At 58.8% G+C, this 15,728-nt stretch carries 18 protein-coding genes; 11 read left to right on the forward strand and 7 right to left on the reverse strand.

The genetic code is table 11. From position 1 onward, the window contains the following. Positions 1 to 243 precede the first annotated feature (243 nt). Positions 244 to 1,572: an OmpA family protein gene (locus JFN91_RS04535; RefSeq protein WP_199388010.1), complete on the reverse strand. Its 1,329-nt coding sequence runs from the start codon at positions 1,570 to 1,572 to the stop codon at positions 244 to 246. Between the two features lie 650 nt (positions 1,573 to 2,222). On the opposite strand from JFN91_RS04535, the gene JFN91_RS04540 reads away from it, so the two are divergent. Continuing rightward, entirely contained in the window at positions 2,223 to 2,663 is a 441-nt protein-coding gene (locus tag JFN91_RS04540) for a MucR family transcriptional regulator (RefSeq protein ID WP_199388011.1), read from the forward strand. A gap of 141 nt (positions 2,664 to 2,804) precedes the next feature. After that, complete coding sequence (locus tag JFN91_RS04545; protein ID WP_199388012.1) at positions 2,805 to 3,161, forward strand: hypothetical protein; 357 nt, start codon at positions 2,805 to 2,807, stop codon at positions 3,159 to 3,161. A gap of 71 nt (positions 3,162 to 3,232) precedes the next feature. On the opposite strand, the gene JFN91_RS04550 is transcribed toward JFN91_RS04545, so the two are convergent. The 6 genes from JFN91_RS04550 to JFN91_RS04575 form a co-directional block, all read right to left on the reverse strand. Next, the gene (locus JFN91_RS04550) at positions 3,233 to 3,574 is read right to left on the reverse strand and encodes an SOS response-associated peptidase (protein WP_199388013.1); all 342 of its coding nucleotides are present in this window, start codon (positions 3,572 to 3,574) and stop codon (positions 3,233 to 3,235) included. Between the two features lie 1,001 nt (positions 3,575 to 4,575). Further along, entirely contained in the window at positions 4,576 to 4,899 is a 324-nt protein-coding gene (locus JFN91_RS04555; protein WP_199388014.1) for a hypothetical protein, read from the reverse strand. 135 nt (positions 4,900 to 5,034) lie between these two features. Then, positions 5,035 to 5,772 carry a hypothetical protein gene (locus JFN91_RS04560; RefSeq protein WP_328745998.1) on the reverse strand — a complete coding sequence of 246 codons (738 nt, stop codon included), beginning with the start codon at positions 5,770 to 5,772 and terminating at the stop codon, positions 5,035 to 5,037. A 165-nt stretch (positions 5,773 to 5,937) separates the two neighbouring features. After that, the gene (locus JFN91_RS04565) at positions 5,938 to 6,702 is read right to left on the reverse strand and encodes an alpha/beta hydrolase (RefSeq protein WP_199388015.1); all 765 of its coding nucleotides are present in this window, start codon (positions 6,700 to 6,702) and stop codon (positions 5,938 to 5,940) included. A gap of 272 nt (positions 6,703 to 6,974) precedes the next feature. Next, entirely contained in the window at positions 6,975 to 7,535 is a 561-nt protein-coding gene (locus JFN91_RS04570) for a dihydrofolate reductase family protein (RefSeq protein ID WP_199388016.1), read from the reverse strand. Positions 7,536 to 7,569: 34 nt separating this feature from the next. Then, positions 7,570 to 7,941, reverse strand: a complete 372-nt coding sequence (locus tag JFN91_RS04575; protein WP_199388017.1) for a hypothetical protein — start codon at positions 7,939 to 7,941, stop codon at positions 7,570 to 7,572. A 263-nt stretch (positions 7,942 to 8,204) separates the two neighbouring features. Here JFN91_RS04575 and JFN91_RS04580 point away from each other — a divergent pair, with 263 nt between their 5' ends. The 9 genes from JFN91_RS04580 (at position 8,205) to cysW (ending at position 15,727) form a co-directional block, all read left to right on the forward strand. Next, positions 8,205 to 8,666 (forward strand): RrF2 family transcriptional regulator, encoded by a 462-nt coding sequence (locus JFN91_RS04580; protein ID WP_183346797.1) that lies wholly within the window; start codon positions 8,205 to 8,207, stop codon positions 8,664 to 8,666. A gap of 70 nt (positions 8,667 to 8,736) precedes the next feature. Then, positions 8,737 to 9,729: a sulfate ABC transporter substrate-binding protein gene (locus tag JFN91_RS04585; RefSeq protein ID WP_199388018.1), complete on the forward strand. Its 993-nt coding sequence runs from the start codon at positions 8,737 to 8,739 to the stop codon at positions 9,727 to 9,729. A gap of 42 nt (positions 9,730 to 9,771) precedes the next feature. Beyond that, on the forward strand, positions 9,772 to 9,930 hold the full coding sequence (locus tag JFN91_RS04590) for a YezD family protein (protein WP_199388019.1): 159 nt from the start codon (positions 9,772 to 9,774) through the stop codon (positions 9,928 to 9,930). Positions 9,931 to 10,096: 166 nt separating this feature from the next. Beyond that, positions 10,097 to 10,924, forward strand: a complete 828-nt coding sequence (locus tag JFN91_RS04595) for a nucleotide-binding protein (RefSeq protein WP_199388020.1) — start codon at positions 10,097 to 10,099, stop codon at positions 10,922 to 10,924. A gap of 77 nt (positions 10,925 to 11,001) precedes the next feature. Then, positions 11,002 to 11,880, forward strand: a complete 879-nt coding sequence (gene nifH / locus JFN91_RS04600; protein WP_199388021.1) for a nitrogenase iron protein — start codon at positions 11,002 to 11,004, stop codon at positions 11,878 to 11,880. A 28-nt stretch (positions 11,881 to 11,908) separates the two neighbouring features. After that, a complete protein-coding gene (locus JFN91_RS04605; RefSeq protein WP_199388022.1) occupies positions 11,909 to 12,757 on the forward strand; it encodes a radical SAM protein in 849 nt (282 codons plus the stop codon). Continuing rightward, entirely contained in the window at positions 12,754 to 13,818 is a 1,065-nt protein-coding gene (locus JFN91_RS04610) for a uroporphyrinogen decarboxylase family protein (RefSeq protein WP_199388023.1), read from the forward strand. The genes JFN91_RS04605 and JFN91_RS04610 overlap by 4 nt, the downstream gene beginning before the upstream one ends. Before the next feature lie 173 nt (positions 13,819 to 13,991). Continuing rightward, positions 13,992 to 14,822: a sulfate ABC transporter permease subunit CysT gene (cysT, locus tag JFN91_RS04615; protein WP_199388024.1), complete on the forward strand. Its 831-nt coding sequence runs from the start codon at positions 13,992 to 13,994 to the stop codon at positions 14,820 to 14,822. A 29-nt stretch (positions 14,823 to 14,851) separates the two neighbouring features. Continuing rightward, a complete protein-coding gene (gene cysW / locus JFN91_RS04620; RefSeq protein ID WP_199388025.1) occupies positions 14,852 to 15,727 on the forward strand; it encodes a sulfate ABC transporter permease subunit CysW in 876 nt (291 codons plus the stop codon). Position 15,728 lies beyond the last annotated feature (1 nt).

A 15,728-nucleotide genomic window follows, 5' to 3' on the forward strand; every position in this document is an offset into this window, starting at 1 on the left:
ATCGCGAGAGGCTGGCCACTCGCGTAGGTTGCCGGCATGGACACCATGTCCGTCAAGAAGGTGCAGCGAGCCGCACAGGACTTGGCGGTCCCATGGGATTTCATTGACGTTAATAATTCTGATTTGGGGCAAACGGCATTCAGTCATAGTCAACTGCATCGAGGATATCACTGGATATTTTGGCGGCAAGCAGAACACCCATGTTAAAGGGTGTTCTGCTTGTTAACATGCCGGGCTGCACTACTACTTATTGTTGCAGGTGAAGTTGGATTCAATGCGGCGGTTCTTTGCCTTGCCCGCTTTGGTTTTGTTGCTGGCGACCGGCTTGGTCGGACCGTAGCCAACGGCCTTGATCCGGTCCGGGGCGATGCCGAACTCCTTGACCAGGTAGTTGCGTATCGTGTCGGCACGCCGCTGGGACAGTTTCATGTTGAAGGCCTTAGGGCCGACGTTGTCGGTGTGCCCCTCGATGAGCCCTTTTGCCTCCGGGAACTCCTTCAGGAAATCGGCCAGAGTTTTCAATTCGTCGCGGTACTGGGGTTTGAGGTCGGCCTTGTTGGTATCGAACTGGACGTTGATCACCGCGGGGCGGCACAGCTTCGGGGCCGGAGCCGGAGCCGGAGCCGGAGCCGGGGGCGCTGCCACTACCGGCGCAGGAGCGACTACCGCAACCCTGGCTGCGCTCTCTGCACTGCCGCCGGCGCCATTGCAGGTCAGCGTGTAGGCGCCATTGTCGGCAGGGGTGATGGTCATGGAACCCTGGGGGGGGACGGCGCCGATCTCAGGCTGGATCCTGCAGTCGGTGGCGTTTTTCGAGCTCCACGACAAGGTGGCCGTTTCCCCCCTGGTGATCGAACCCGGCGCGACCGACAGGTTCGCGGACGGAGCCGGCGGCACCGGGGCGGGGGCGGGAGCAAGCACAGGCGCCGGAGCCGGTTTCGGTGCAGGAGCTGGAGCCGGGGCCGGCTCGGCAACCTTCGCCGGCACGGGTACCGGAGCCGCTACCGGTGCGGGAGTTCCCTTGCCGCCAAAGAGGAAGGTCAAACCGGCGGTGTATTCCCAGTTGTACTTGGGCTTGTCCGGGCTCTCCAGCAAAAACAGCTGGCGGGCGTCGGCGCGCAGCGCTACCGAATCGGTCACGAAGTACTTGATGCCGCCACCTGCGTTGATGGTGGCGTCGGTGGTCCGGTCGCTGATCTTAAGACCGTCGTGGCCATGCCCATAGGTGATGCCGCCGCCGCCCACGGCAAGGTACGGCACCAGCGGTCCGTCCGGCATGAAGTTGTAGAGAACGTCCAGGCGGTAGGACAGGGCGTTGACACTCCGGTCATTACGTGTTCCTTCGGTCGCCAGGAAATCGCCGACTGCTTCGACACCCCAGTTCTTGGTCAGGTCGTACCCCAAGCGGAGCCCAAACATGGGCGCGGTTTCCAGGTGTTGCTCTCCATCGAAGGTGTAACCACCAACGAAGGGAGAAACCGAAAACGCCCCCTCCCTCTCACCGGCGACGGCAACTGACGCCATGGTGAGAACAGCAGCGCAAGCGAGCATCGATGACACAATTCTTTGCATACTTCCTCCTTTGAACATTATTGACACTTCGAATGCCGACGGGCAAACAGCCCGACCCTATCACTCGGGGATGCCCTGATCAAGTACTTTTAACATAGCTTAAGTTTTTCAGGCTCATAGTGATGATAAAGGATGGCACTAAATCTGGTTGAGATCTGTGTGGATGTTGGTTGAGTTTAACGGCATCAGGAATTCACTGGTGTTAAGCTAGGTCTTTTCCCTGTATAGGTCAGTGTTGGTCGGACTGTTTCCTGGATACAGTCTGAGGATGATCGGTTAATTCAAGTGATGGTCTGTTGTAACATTATTTTTTCCGGCTTTTCGTTTCAAGGGCAGATTTCTTGCTGACGGCCATTGCCATGAAACTTCCGGACAGCTGAAGAACTGTTGGAAGAGGTTCGGCAGCAAGCATCTACACACAGCGCCGACCAGTGACTCTTCACTGGCAAACCGCGCTGCCTTCCCCACCTGCTGCCTTCGTAATCCCATCTTCAGTCACGCCTTCACTCCCAGCCACTGTACCGACTAGACCAGTCAGCAACTGTGTGCCAGCAGGGAGAGACAGCCCTGTCACATCTTTATTTTTTATTGACATTGGTAAAAGTTAATTTAATCTGATCACTGCAAATCGACATCGGGAGAGAATGCCTATGAACGGTCTGATAGAAGCAGTAGGACAGATAGTCGCGGCACACGCTTCAAAAAGCCCCATGACCTCGGAGGAAATTGTCGCTGAAATCGCCAAGGTCCATAGCACGCTTTCCACCTTGAACGACGACTCACACCCTAAGACAGTGGCTTTGCCTGCTGTGCCCATCCACAAGGCCTTCAGGAAATCCGAAGTAATATGCCTGTTGTGTGGCAAGGCAATGAAGTCGTTGACCCGGCACCTGGCAACTACGCACGCCATGAAGCCTAAGGAGTATCGGAACAGGTTCGGCATTCCTCGCCAGCAGTCCCTCACTGCCCTCAGTTTTTCGGCGCTGCGTCGTGACATGGCGATCGCCCGCGGACTGCCAGGCTACCTGGTGAAGGCCCGTGCCGTCCGGCAAGAAAACCTGAGCGCCAAGAGAACGGCCGGCAGGGCCTAAAACGTGATGCCGAGCCGCAGAAAGCAACAGGTGGCGCGCCGAACTCCTATAGTTCCATGGTGTGGGTTAAGGCCGTCTTTGGGGTGACCCTGAAGTTCTTGTGAATTTAATACAATGGCTAATACACATGCGAGGTTGCCAATGCAAAAGCCGCTTATCATGATAGGTGTAATCGTTGTTGCTTCCATAGGTATAGGATACGGGCTGGAAAACAGCGGCAGCACTATCCCTCCGGCCCCAGTTCATGTGGCACCGGTACGCACATCAGATAGTGGCGAGTATCGGTTAGTAAAACTCCCTTCGCAGTTGCAAGCTGCAAGGAGTCCAGGTGTAGAGGCACGTGATGCAGCTGATGAGGCGGCTGATGCAGAGTGGCTGGAAAATGCTTCCATGGAAGATTTAATGCAGATGACTGCAGCTGCCGATACACATGACTGCGCAGAGGTATCACATTTGATACCAGAAGATGAAAAACTGCTGCTGAGTGAATTAAGATGATAAGCCTGCTCCCAAACTTCCGCAAAATGGCATGGATGCCCGTCGCGGAGGTAGATGTAGTGGGGGAGCTTCTACTTCCCCTCGTGCCGCCACTCGTAGAATCCCGACACCGGCACCACGCAGCGGCGGTACTTGTAGGCCTGGCGGAAAGACGGCTTCTCCCGGAGCGTCTCCGGGCGCGCGTTGATCATCTTGTAGGCGACCGTCCTCTCCTTGGCCCAGGCCGGAATCAGCCCCCAGTGCAAAAGGTCGAGCCGGTTCCCCCCGTCAGCCCCTTCCCGCGCCACCGCCGCCTGCTGGGTCGGCGCCACGTTGTAGCGGGACGCCAGCAGGGGAGGTTCGGCAAGCCCGAACGTCTGTAGAACGGAGGGGACGCTGGTAGCTTCTGTACCTTTCGGGCTGATAAGCTTCATAAGCTACCTACGTCCCCTCGTCCTCCGTCCGCAAGATCAGCTATAGACCATGCGCTGAAATCTGCCTGGTTCTTTTTGCACTGACAGCAAATCAGGGTTCCGTCGGATTTGCCAATTACGACATCGTCTACTTGGTACGTTGTTGAATCTATTTCGATCCATTGAAATTCGGGATCAGATAAGACAGTCAATGCCCAGTCGAAGGCAATTAGGGTCTGATAAATATCGCCACGATTGGAGCGTATTCCTGCTATGCTCATTCAGTCCTCAGATTTGTCTCTTAGTTCAGTTTAACCAACGTGGCCGAGGCGCACCGGCGGGGCGCAGCGGAGACCGCGTGCCGCCGAGTGGTTGTGCCATCAACTTTCTGGTGCTGTTTCGGATAGACGATCGGTGATCGTCTGCCATGTGTCTTTGTAAGTTGCAACATCTTCGGCGCTCCACCAGCAATCTAAAGCCTGCCAGTTCTTCCGCCTTTTTCCTTTAAGCCTCTCAAGCTCTTGAGTGTAGTGCTTTATTAGGATTTCTTGGAGCTGGTACTGCATCATTATGAAGAACTTATCGTCAATCCGACGTTCACCAACCGCAACACATACCCAGATTTAAAGGATGTAATTCTTTTCTGCCTTCATATTTTTGAAGTTGCTCTTCCTCTATCAGACTTATATTCATCCAATTAGTGGCAGTGGTCCTCCAGTATTTGTCTCTTGTAGCCTTTACTTGGATAGGCACAGTGCGGCATTTATCGTCCGTGGCAAGGACATCATAGACTGGGACATTATGCGTAAAAGTTGTTGCTATGAGTCCGAGGCGTGACAATTCAGCGCAGACAAGATGCTCCGCTAGCCGACCAGCAAGCAAATTCCTTCTCGCCTTTGTCATCTTCTTCTCCTGTACAACGGGGGCGGCCTTCACCGGCGGCGTCAGCCGTTCGTGTCTAAGGATGTCTCAACTCGCTAGGTTGGACCCACTTCTCCCTAGCCACCTCCACTATAGATTATTTAACTGCCATCCCTACTTGGCCACTGAGTGATCAAGGGCACACCAAATTCCCATTCGATTCGTAGGGCGTAAATATCAAATTTTTCAATTATACTGAGTAGGTTTAATTTGTAACAGTCCGGGAAATTGTAACTCGTGAAAATCCCCACTAAAGAACCTGAGATATCAACTTCGAATTCACTACTATCACTTGATATTGAAACAAATCTGTATTCGTTTTCGTACTGCCACAGTAAATCTTTTGAAAATAATATTGCTTCACGGTGAGCGACTATATGTTCCAGCACTTCTAACTCTAGATTGTCATTGCTACTTAAATCCACATCAAACTCTGACGGGGTGTCGGGTGCCAGGTCTTGAAATATCACCTTTTTCAGTGATACGGGGGCATGCTATGCGTTTACCCTAACAAGGTGCAGACGTGTCGTGACGATGAAGCGGCTATGCTACTGCGCCCTTTATGTTCTTACTTCCAAAAACGCTTTCCCCTTTGTGCTTAGCTTGGGTCGCCCTTTGTGCATGGAGACCAGATCGAGCTTTACCAGTGCTCGAACAACATCGGCTGCTGATTTCCTTTCAAGGTCGTGCAGAAGAGCTACCACACCTGAAGAATCCTGTACTGCCAACCGCTGCAGCAACGTGATCGACGCCGTGATTTCTGATTCACCCATTCGACTCCAAAGCCAACGGCTGCCGAAGATGGAGCCGTAGGATTCCAGAATCAGATGGGCAACTGCGACGACAAACCCGAGACCGATATGAGCACGGTCGATATCGTCCTCTATAGTGAAAGGGTTATCGATCAGTACCGGTCCAAAGGTCCAGCCGAGATAGTAGTCGTCATGGGGTTCATAGGCGTGCCCGATACAGCCGAGCATTACGAGTGCTAGCAGGAGGTAAATCGTCCAAAAACACGCCGGGTGGCTCGCGGAAAGCTGAGTGAAGTAGCAGAGGGAGAGCAGGGCGCAGAAAAAACCGCCACCTATTAGCAACCACATGCTGTCACCGCTTTTCTGCCGATATGCCTCTTTGGGGCGCAGGAAGTACGATGCAGCCATGAAACCGAGGCTGAGGTTTGCCCCGGTAATGAGAGATGCTCTGTACCCAAGATGGTCGATGACCGGCAGGTCCACCAGAGCCAGCGCGAATAACAGAGTGAGAAGGAAGACCACCACTGCGACCGGTGTCAGCAGCACCGTCAAGGCAGCAAAGACCAAGGCATCGTGTCTGGCGCCTTGGTATGCTTCCCGCAGCCGAGATCTCAGCGCTGGAAGTATTTTGTGTTGTTCGTTCAGTTCAGTCTCCAGAAAAAGGGAAGACGCACAACATTAAGCCACCAAGGTGACTCCGTTTGCAGTCCCCTATGGTTTGGGATTCTTGACCCAATCGGAAATAAGGTCGACCACTTCCTTCTCCAACCCGATGAACCCGTGCCGGTGCAATGCCTGGCATGGGTCTCCTGTCGGCGAAGTGCCGCCGGTCACGTAGACTTCCTTCTTGATAGGCGCATTTTTCAATTGCTGCATCACCTGTGGGACGTCCCCGGGGACGCAGATCTTGCACTCGTCGGATTGATGGTGCACGACCAGTACGGGTTGCTTGATCAGTTCGAGTTTTTGCTGGGGGAGGGCGCCCACCTTTTTGCGGGTGACGCTGGAGGTGAGCACGATGCCGCTTACTTCGTCTTTGCCGGCAACGGTGGCCAGGGCCGCGGCGGATATGGTGCCCATGCTGGTCCCGACCACCCAGACGGGGGCACCGGCATCGCTCTTTGCGAAGCCGATCACCCGGCGCAGGTCTTCGGCGTGTTCCGGGCTGGTGCGGAAGACTCCGTCCAGTTCGTCATGATCGGAGGGCTTGCCGACAACCACTACGTTGAAGCCGTTGGCGGCGAAGAGGTCCCTGCTTCTGACCAGGAAGTTGTTGGAGGTGGGGATGCCGTTTTTTACCGCGATGCCGCCGCTCCCTCCGGTCAGCAGGAGGACGGTGGCCTTGGCTCCTTCGCGTTTCATGTAATAGAAGGGAACAGATACCCCAGGTCTGGTTTCGATGGTCACCAGGCGATCGTTTGCGGCAAAGGCTGGCACCGCAAGACAGAGGAGGATGATGGAAAGCAGTAGGCGCATGTTGTTTGCAACTGAATCGGGAGATATTTGTTTGTTGTAAAGTGGTGAGTCTAACCTAATTGATGTGCTGTCATTGTTCAAGCTAAATCTGTAGACACTGCGAATTTGACAGGGACAGGGACGGTCTGTGACAGAGGCGGGATGTGGCTGTGAGTGTGGGGGAGGGGAAAAGAAAGGATAGGACCTTTCGGTCGCAAGAAAGGCAGGAGGGGGGGAGGGCGTAGTCGGAAGGGGAGGGGAGACGCCGCTATTCCGCGGCGTCCAGAGGAGCCTCATGGGGCACTTTTCGGAACCTGGTAGCGCAATTCGGCGAAGCCGGAGCCGAACTGCTGCACTGATACCAAGGACAACGGGGGGGCGACCAGACGACGCGGGAAGAGCGGCTTACCCTTGCCGAGGGTGACCGAACCTACTTGAACGATTATCTCGTCCAGCAGCCCGGCATCGTGGAACTGACCGGCTAAGTCACCTCCGCCCACAATCCAGATGTTCTTGGGACCGGCCGCTTTGCTCATTTCTGCATGGACCGGCCGGACGTCTCCTTGGACGAAGTGGATCTCCGCCCCCGCAATGGCTGGCAGCTCCCTGGTGGAGAAGATCCACACCGGCTGGGTGTACGGCCACGCCGATCCGGTCTCCCGGGCGACCTCGTCGGCATGACGCAGCATCCACTCGAACGTTGCTGAACCCATCGCCAGCGCGCCGACCTCGGCGATGAACGCGGGATAGCTGCTCTCGTCGACGTTGCCTAACGTGAAAAGCCAATTCAGCGAATCGTCTTCGGTGGCAATGAACCCGTCCAGACTGGATGCTGCGTAGTACTGTGTCTTCATAACATCCCTCAAGTTACCGCTTTTCCGGACCAGATCACCCTTCCTGTTTCGCCAGCCGCTCGCACAGTTCCTTGAAGGCCTGGGTCTCCATCTTCAGTTCTACCGGTTTGCCGTTGTCCTGGTAGCCTATGGTGACGAGGCCGCCGACGATCTCGTGCTCCATCTCGGCGAAGAGGACGGCCTTCGGGTTGATGAGGAGATTGCCGGAGCGGATGAAGCCTCTCTGCTCCAGATCCTGGGCCATCGCTTCCTGCTCGGTCTTGTGCACCTTCTTGAACAGCTGTTTGCGCACGGCGCTGCCGTCAAACCAGACGTCGATGAGGCGCGTGTCGTCGCCGACGAGCGGGTTTTCGGCCGGTGTGGTGAGTTGGGCGGCGAGTATCTTGTCGGTGTTGATGTAACGCATGGGAAACTCCTTTTCTGAACCCCTGGCAGGATGAGCGTGCATTGGCCGGGACTGTACATTGTTTTTTGGCCGGATTCAACGAAAGAGAGTGGATGGACGACTGCTCTGCCTGGCGGGAGATCGTATTCCAGGAGGTTTCAGCCGAAGAAAAAAAGTCAATGATTTCCGCGTAATGCTGCTGCGACACCAAAAAAAACAAAAAAATGTTGACAGGAAGTGACTGAAGGTTTATACACAAGTCTACAAAAACGACAGGGTAATAGATGATATCGAAGAAAACCAAATATGGCCTCAAGGCCCTCATCTACCTCGCACGCCAGTACGAGCAGGGACCGATCCTGATCGCGGACCTCGCGCGTGACGAGAATATACCCAAAAAGTTTCTGGAAGCCATCCTGCTTGCCCTGAAAAACAGCGGTATCCTGCAGAGCCGGAAAGGGAAGGGGGGCGGCTACTACCTGGGGCGTTCACCCCGGCTGATTACCATGGGGCAGGCCATCCGTGTCATGGAAGGTCCCCTGGCTCCGGTTCCCTGCGTGAGCGAGACCGCGTACGCGAAGTGTACCGAGTGCGGCAACGAGAACACCTGCGGCATCCGGTTGGTGATGAAGGACGTGCGCGACGCGATCGCGCAGATCCTGGACAACACAACCCTGGCCGATGTGCTCAACCGCGTCGACCACGCCGAACTCTCTGAAAAGAACGTCATCGATTTTTGTATCTAGCACCGCAGCGCTTTTTTTTGCCTTTAAAACCTATCAAATCTGTAGACTAAACAGGAAAAGGAGAATCGCCATGAAGAGACTGATCCGCACCGCTTTCCTCACACTGCTCACCGCAGCACTGCCCCTCACCGCCTTTGCGGCACAGGAGTTCCTCAACGTCTCGTACGATCCGACCCGCGAGCTGTACCAGGACTTCAACAAGGCCTTTGCGAAAAAAGGGCACTCCAATGTCACCTTCAAGCAGTCCCACGGGGGTTCCGGCAAGCAGGCCAGGGCGGTGATCGACGGCCTTGAGGCCGACGTGGTCACCCTGGCGCTGGCCTACGACATCGACGAGATCAGCGACAAGGCAAAGCTCCTTCCGGAGAACTGGCAGAAGAGGCTTCCCAACAACAGCTCTCCTTACACCTCGACCATCGTGTTCCTGGTGCGCAAGGGCAACCCCAAGAAGATCAAGGACTGGAACGACCTGGTGAAGCCCGGCGTTGCCGTCATCACGCCCAACCCCAAGACCTCCGGCGGCGCACGCTGGAATTACCTGGCGGCGTGGGCCTACGCCCTCAAGCAGAAGGGGGGCAACGAGGCGAAGGCCAAGCAGTTCGTTGCCGAGCTCTTCAAACACGTACCGGTGCTCGATTCCGGCGCCCGCGGCTCCACCACCACCTTCGTGCAGCGCGGCCAGGGCGACGTGCTGCTCGCCTGGGAGAACGAGGCGTTCCTCGCCGTCAACGAACTGGGCAAGGACAAGTTCGAGATCGTGGTCCCGTCCTTGAGCATCCTGGCCGAGCCGCCGGTCACCGTGGTGGACAAGGTGGTCGACAAGAAGGGGACCAGGAAACTCGCCGAGGAGTATGTGAAGTACCTCTACTCGCCCGAGGGCCAGGAGATCGCGGCCAAGCACTACTACCGCCCGCGCGACAAGAAGGTGGCCGCCAAGTACGCCAAGGTGTTCCCCAAGGTTAAGCTGGTCACCATCGACGACACCTTCGGCGGCTGGCGCAAGGCGCAGAAGACTCACTTCGCCGACGGCGGGGTGTTCGACCAGATCTATGGCGTGAAATAAACCGGCGCGCGAGGCACCGTATCAAAGGAGGTCATGGGGAGCATGGAGACGACATCGGAACAGTCTGGCAAGCTGAGCAGCGACCTCGAGCAAAGGATCCGCCTGGCGCTCCGGGACCTTCGTTACGGCACCGTTACCCTCGTGGTCCAGGACGGGAAAGTGATCCAACTCGACAAAAACGAGAAGATCAGGATCCAATAGCGAAAGAAACGAATAGAGTAGTAGAGAAGAACAACGAGAAAACCACCTGCAGCTGACCAGATAAACTGGAGGCCAGGCTTTAACCGGATGCACGGTTATGCCTGGCCTTTTTTGTTTGCATAGCATCAACCCAGCCGCACGGGGATGAAACGCAAAGGGGGAACAGATGGCCGGACGACACATTGTCATCGCGGGGAAAAGCGGCACGGGGAAGTCGACAGTGGCGGCCAACCTGGGCGGAGCCCTGGCCGAGGCGGGTAGGCGCGTCCTACTGGTCGGTTACGACAGCCACCGCAGTTCTGCGGGTACCTTGAGCGGCGGCAATGAGATGGAGGCGTTGCCGGGGTGGCTGCACGGCGAGGATGTCCCCCTCTACGCGCGCGGCTACCGCGGCACCCTATGCCTCGAGGCCGGAGCGGCCGTGGCACGCAGGGAAGAGTTGGAGAAGGCGCTTCTTGCCCATCCCCTGGTCGAGTCATTCCAGCCGGAGTACGTGCTGCACGATTTAACCTGGGAATCCGGCGGGGATGTGCGTCTCCCGGCAGGAGTCGACGGGGTGGTGGGCCTCGTGGCGGTGACTTCCGCTGACCGCTGCTCTCTGCATGTGGTGAACGGGCTCTTTGCCTGGCTCAACACCATCGCCGCGGCCAACACGCGACTGGGAGGGGTGGTCGCCAACAACCTGTCCGGGCCGCTGCAGGAGGCGATCGTATCCGACTTCGCAGCGCAGACCGGGACCTCGGTGCTGGCCACCATCCCGCACTCCATCATGGTCTCGGTGAGTGACTTCTACGGCCAGACACTCCTGGAGTCCGCACCCTTCTCCCACGTCACCTACGCCTATCGGAAACTGGCGCGGAACCTCTCCGAGGGGAGCGCGCTGCGCCGTCCCAAGGCACTGGACGACCACGCCATGCAACGCTGGGCGGGGAAGTGGGGGAGCATCATCGCCGAGCTTGAGACCGGCGTGGTGAACGGCGGACTGGGCATCTGACAGGACTTTTTTCAACCACGATAGCGCAACGGCGCTGCGGCCTTGGGGCCAAACCAACAAGCAAAGGAGCAAACGACATGTCCGGCAAAAAAGTGAAAACCATCGCCATCTACGGCAAGGGGGGGATCGGCAAATCGACCACCACCTCCAACATCAGTGCCGCCCTAGCCGCCTCCGGCCTCAGGGTGATGCAGATAGGCTGTGATCCAAAAAGCGACTCCACCACCACGTTGCGCGGCGGTGGCTACATCCCGACCATCCTCGACACGCTGCGCGAGAAGAAGAACGTGAAGCTCGACGAGGTCGTCTTCCGCGGCTTCGCCGGCATCTACTGCGTCGAGGCGGGCGGACCCGCCCCCGGGGTAGGCTGCGCCGGGCGCGGCATCATCACCTCGGTGGAGCTGTTGAAGCAGCTGCGCGTCTTCGAGGAACTCGATCTCGACATCGTGGTCTACGACGTGCTGGGGGACGTGGTCTGCGGCGGCTTCGCGGTCCCGGTGCGCGAAGGGATCGCCGACCACGTCTTCACCGTCTCCTCATCCGACTTCATGGCCATCTACGCGGCCAACAACCTCTTCAAGGGGATCCAGAAGTACTCCAACAACGGCGGCGCCCTCCTGGGCGGGGTGATCGCCAACTCGATGAACTCCGATTACCACAAGTCGATCATCGACGACTTCGTGGAGAACACGCAGACCCAAGTGGTCGAGTACGTCCCCCGCTCGGTCACGGTGACCCAGTCGGAGCTCCAGGGTAAGACGACCGTCGAGGCCTTCCCCGACTCCGAACAGGCCAAGGTGTACCGCTCCCTCGCGAACAGGATCTACAACCACACTGAATCCAAGGTGCCCGCGCCGCTCAACGATAAGCAACTGCACGAGTGGGCCTTCAAGTGGGCCGACACCCTGCTTGCCATCGAGACCGGCGAGGTAAGAAGCAGCGGTGCCAGCATCTAGAGCAAACGGAGCGGGGAGGGGAGGAGGCATGGCGACTTCATGCACGAGAGAAAAGGTCCTGCACGGGCATCCGTGCTTCGGCGGGGACCGGCACAGGAACGGGCGCATCCACCTCGCCGTGGCGCCGCGCTGCAACATCACGTGCGGCTATTGCGATAGAAGGCACGACTGCGCCAACGAGTCGCGTCCCGGCGTGACCAGCAGGCTCCTGACGCCGCCGGAGGCGCTGAAGCAGGTGCGCGGTGTCATGGCCAGCCCCACGTACGGCTCCCTGATCAGAGTCATCGGCATTGCCGGGCCGGGGGATCCCCTGGCCAACGCAGAAACCTTCGAGACGTTCACACTGGTGCAGCGGGAGTTCCCGGACCTGCTCTTCTGTCTGAGCACGAACGGGCTGGCGCTCCCCGACAGGATCGGGGACCTTTCCGGCGTCAACCTGCACAGTCTCACCGTGACCATCAACGCCGTAGACCCGGAGGTGGGGGGGCGGATCTACCGGGAGGTCCGCTACCGCGGCCGCGTCCTGCGTGGCGCCGAGGGCGCGGAGATCCTGATCCGCAACCAGTTCGAGGGGGTGCGCCTTGCCGCGCAGCGCGGCATGGTGGTCAAGGTGAACATGGTGCTCATCCCGGGGATCAACGAGGAGCAGATCCCGCTTGTCGCACAGAAGGCGAGCGAGGCGGGGGCTTTTGTCATGAACGTGATGCCTATCATCCCACAGGCGAATCTCGCCCACGTCCCCCGGCCGACCCCAGAGCACCTGGAACAGGTCCGCTCTGCCAACGAAGCCACCATCGCACAGTTCCGCGGCTGCCAGCAGTGCCGCGCCGACGCGGTCGGCCTGATCGGTGGCTGTGCAAGGAGCCCACAAACATGAAAGAGGCGGTAGCGCAGCCGGTGCAGGAATGGATGTCCTCCAGGGAGAGGACCATTGCGGCCCTTACCGGAAAGCCGTACGACCGCATCCCGGTGAACCTCCTGATCAGCGACCACGCCGCGCGCGTCATCGGCGTCAGCGTAGGCGATTACAACAACTCCGCTGACCTGCTGGCCCGCGGCCAGATCGCGGCCTGGCGCAGGTACGGCACCGACAACGTCAACACCGGGCCCGGGCTCACCGGCGTCGCCGAGGCCATCGGCAGCAAGGTCGCCTTTCCCGACAGCACCCCCTATATCGCCGAAAGCGTGGTGACGCACGAGTCGGTGCTGGATTCCCTGAAGGTGCCGGACCCCGAGAAGGACGGCCGCCTGCCGCTGTTTCTCGACGCGGCGACCCAGGTGCTCAAGGAAATCGGCGATGAGGTTCCCCTCGGCATGACCTGCGCGGGACCCTTCACCACGGCGGCCGGCATCCGCGGCACCGAGACGTTTCTGCGCGACCTGCGCAGGAACCCGGCCTTCGCTCATCGCCTCCTGCGGCACTCGACCGAGAGCATCATCCGCTTCGCCAGGGCGGCCCTCGAGCGCGGCGCCAGGATCGGCCTCGCCGACCCGACCGCCTCCGGCACCATGATCTCGCCCACGCTGTTCACGGAGTTCGCGCTCCCCTACCTGAAGGAGGTCTGCGCCGCCATCAAGGCACAGAGCGGCGCGGCTCCTTCCCTGCACATCTGCGGCAACACGACCAGGATCTGGTCCGACATGGCCGACACCGGCGCCTCGGTGCTGAGCCTGGACGACGTGGTCGATCTGGCCGCCGCCAAGGCGGCGGTGGGGGACAGTGTGGCGCTTCTCGGCAACATACGCCCTACCGCGACCATGTACCTCGGCACCCCCGACGACGTTGTCGCTAATGCGAGGGAGTGTCTCGCCAAGGCGTGGGACAATCCGAAGGGATATATCCTCGGCCTTGGCTGCGGCCTCCCCATCGACACACCACCCGCCAATATAGACGCGTTGGTTGCTGTGGCGCGGACTTATGGACGGCCCCAACTCTAACTCGGACCAGTCGTGCGTACTTTACCTGGTCGCCGGTTTTTCCTTTTGGATATTACTCTACAGGGTTTGTGTAAAATTAAGTTGACAAACCTGGTAGTGTAGTGTTAAGCATAACTCCACCAATCCGATGGAATATAGGAATTGAGACGCTGTTGCGGACGGAAAGGGGAGGGATGGCTGTGGGGAGAGGAAAGAACAACGTGTTGCCGGGTTTTACTCCGGCCCTCGGGTACACCATCTTCTACCTGAGCCTCATTGTGCTCATCCCCCTCTCGGCGCTCTTCTTCAAGACCGCCACCCTCACCTGGGGCGACTTCGTCGCTGCGGTTACGGCGCCGCGGGTGCTGGCTTCGTATCGCGTCACCTTCGGCGCCTCGCTTGCCGCTGCGGTCATCAACGGCTTCTTCGGCGTGCTGGTGGCCTGGGTGCTGGTGCGCTACCGCTTCCCGGGCAAGAAGCTGATCGACGCCCTGGTGGATCTCCCGTTCGCCCTTCCCACCGCCGTCGCCGGTATCACGCTTGCCAGCATCTACTCGCAAAACGGCTGGCTGGGGCGCTACCTGGAGCCGCGCGGCATCAAAGTTGCCTTCACCCCCCTCGGCATTGCCGTGGCCATGGTCTTCATCGGCCTTCCCTTCGTGGTGCGCACGGTCCAGCCTGTGCTGGAGGAACTGGACCAGGAGATCGAGGAGGCTGCCTCCTGCCTTGGCGCCAACAGGTGGCAGACCTTTCGCCGGGTGCTGCTCCCGACCATGCTCCCCGCCATCCTGACCGGCTTTGCCCTTTCCTTTGCGCGCGCGGTCGGGGAGTACGGCTCCATCATCTTCATCGCCGGCAACATGCCGATGGTTTCCGAGATCACGCCGCTGCTCATCATCACCAAACTGGAGCAGTACGATTACGCCGGCGCGACCGCCATCGCCACCGTGATGCTGGTGGTCTCCTTCTTCATGCTGCTCTGCATCAACCTGTTGCAGAAGTGGAGCAGATGTTTTGCGGAATAGACTGGCTTTGGCGCCGGGAGGGGTAGGAAATGGTTGGTAACGGGCTTCACAAAAAGGAGAGGAAAGGGGCGACGGTCACTGAACCGGCCTGGGTGCGCTGGCTGCTGATTTCGGTTGCCCTGGCCTTCCTTGCGCTGTTCCTGGTGCTGCCGCTGGCGGCGGTGTTTACGCAGGCACTGGAAAAGGGATGGGAGGCCTACCTCGCCGCGCTCACGGAGCCCGACACGATCTCGGCCATCCGGCTCACGCTCATCACCGCCGCGGTCTGCGTACCCTTGAACCTCTTCTTCGGCATCGTCGCGGCCTGGGCCATCGCCAAGTTCAGCTTCCCCGGCAAAAGCTTCCTTATCACGCTGATCGACCTGCCGTTCTCGGTCTCGCCGGTGGTCTCCGGCCTCATCTACGTGCTGATCTTCGGCCTGCAGGGCTGGCTCGGCCCCAGGCTGCAGGAGCACGACATCAAGATCATCTTCGCGGTCCCGGGGATCATTCTCGCCACCATCTTCGTCACCTTCCCGTTCATCGCGCGGGAGTTGATCCCGCTCATGGAGGCGCAGGGGCGCGAGGAGGAGGAAGCGGCGCTGACCCTGGGGGCGAGCGGCCTGCAAACCTTCCTGCGGGTCACCTTTCCCAATATCAAGTGGGGCATCCTCTACGGCGTCATCCTCTGCAACGCCAGGGCGATGGGGGAGTTCGGGGCAGTCTCCGTCGTTTCCGGCCACGTGCGCGGGTCCACCAACACCATCCCTCTCCAGGTGGAGATTCTTTACAACGAATACAGCTACGCAGCGGCCTTCGCGGTGGCATCGCTCCTGGCGCTACTGGCCCTGGTGACCCTCGCGGTGAAGACGGTGTCCGAATGGAAGATGCAGCAGACGATAACAGCAGCAGAGACAGAAAGGTAAC

Origin of the sequence: Geomonas anaerohicana (assembly GCF_016458305.1) — a bacterium.
In the GTDB taxonomy this organism is placed as follows: Bacteria; Desulfobacterota; Desulfuromonadia; order Geobacterales; family Geobacteraceae; genus Geomonas; species Geomonas anaerohicana.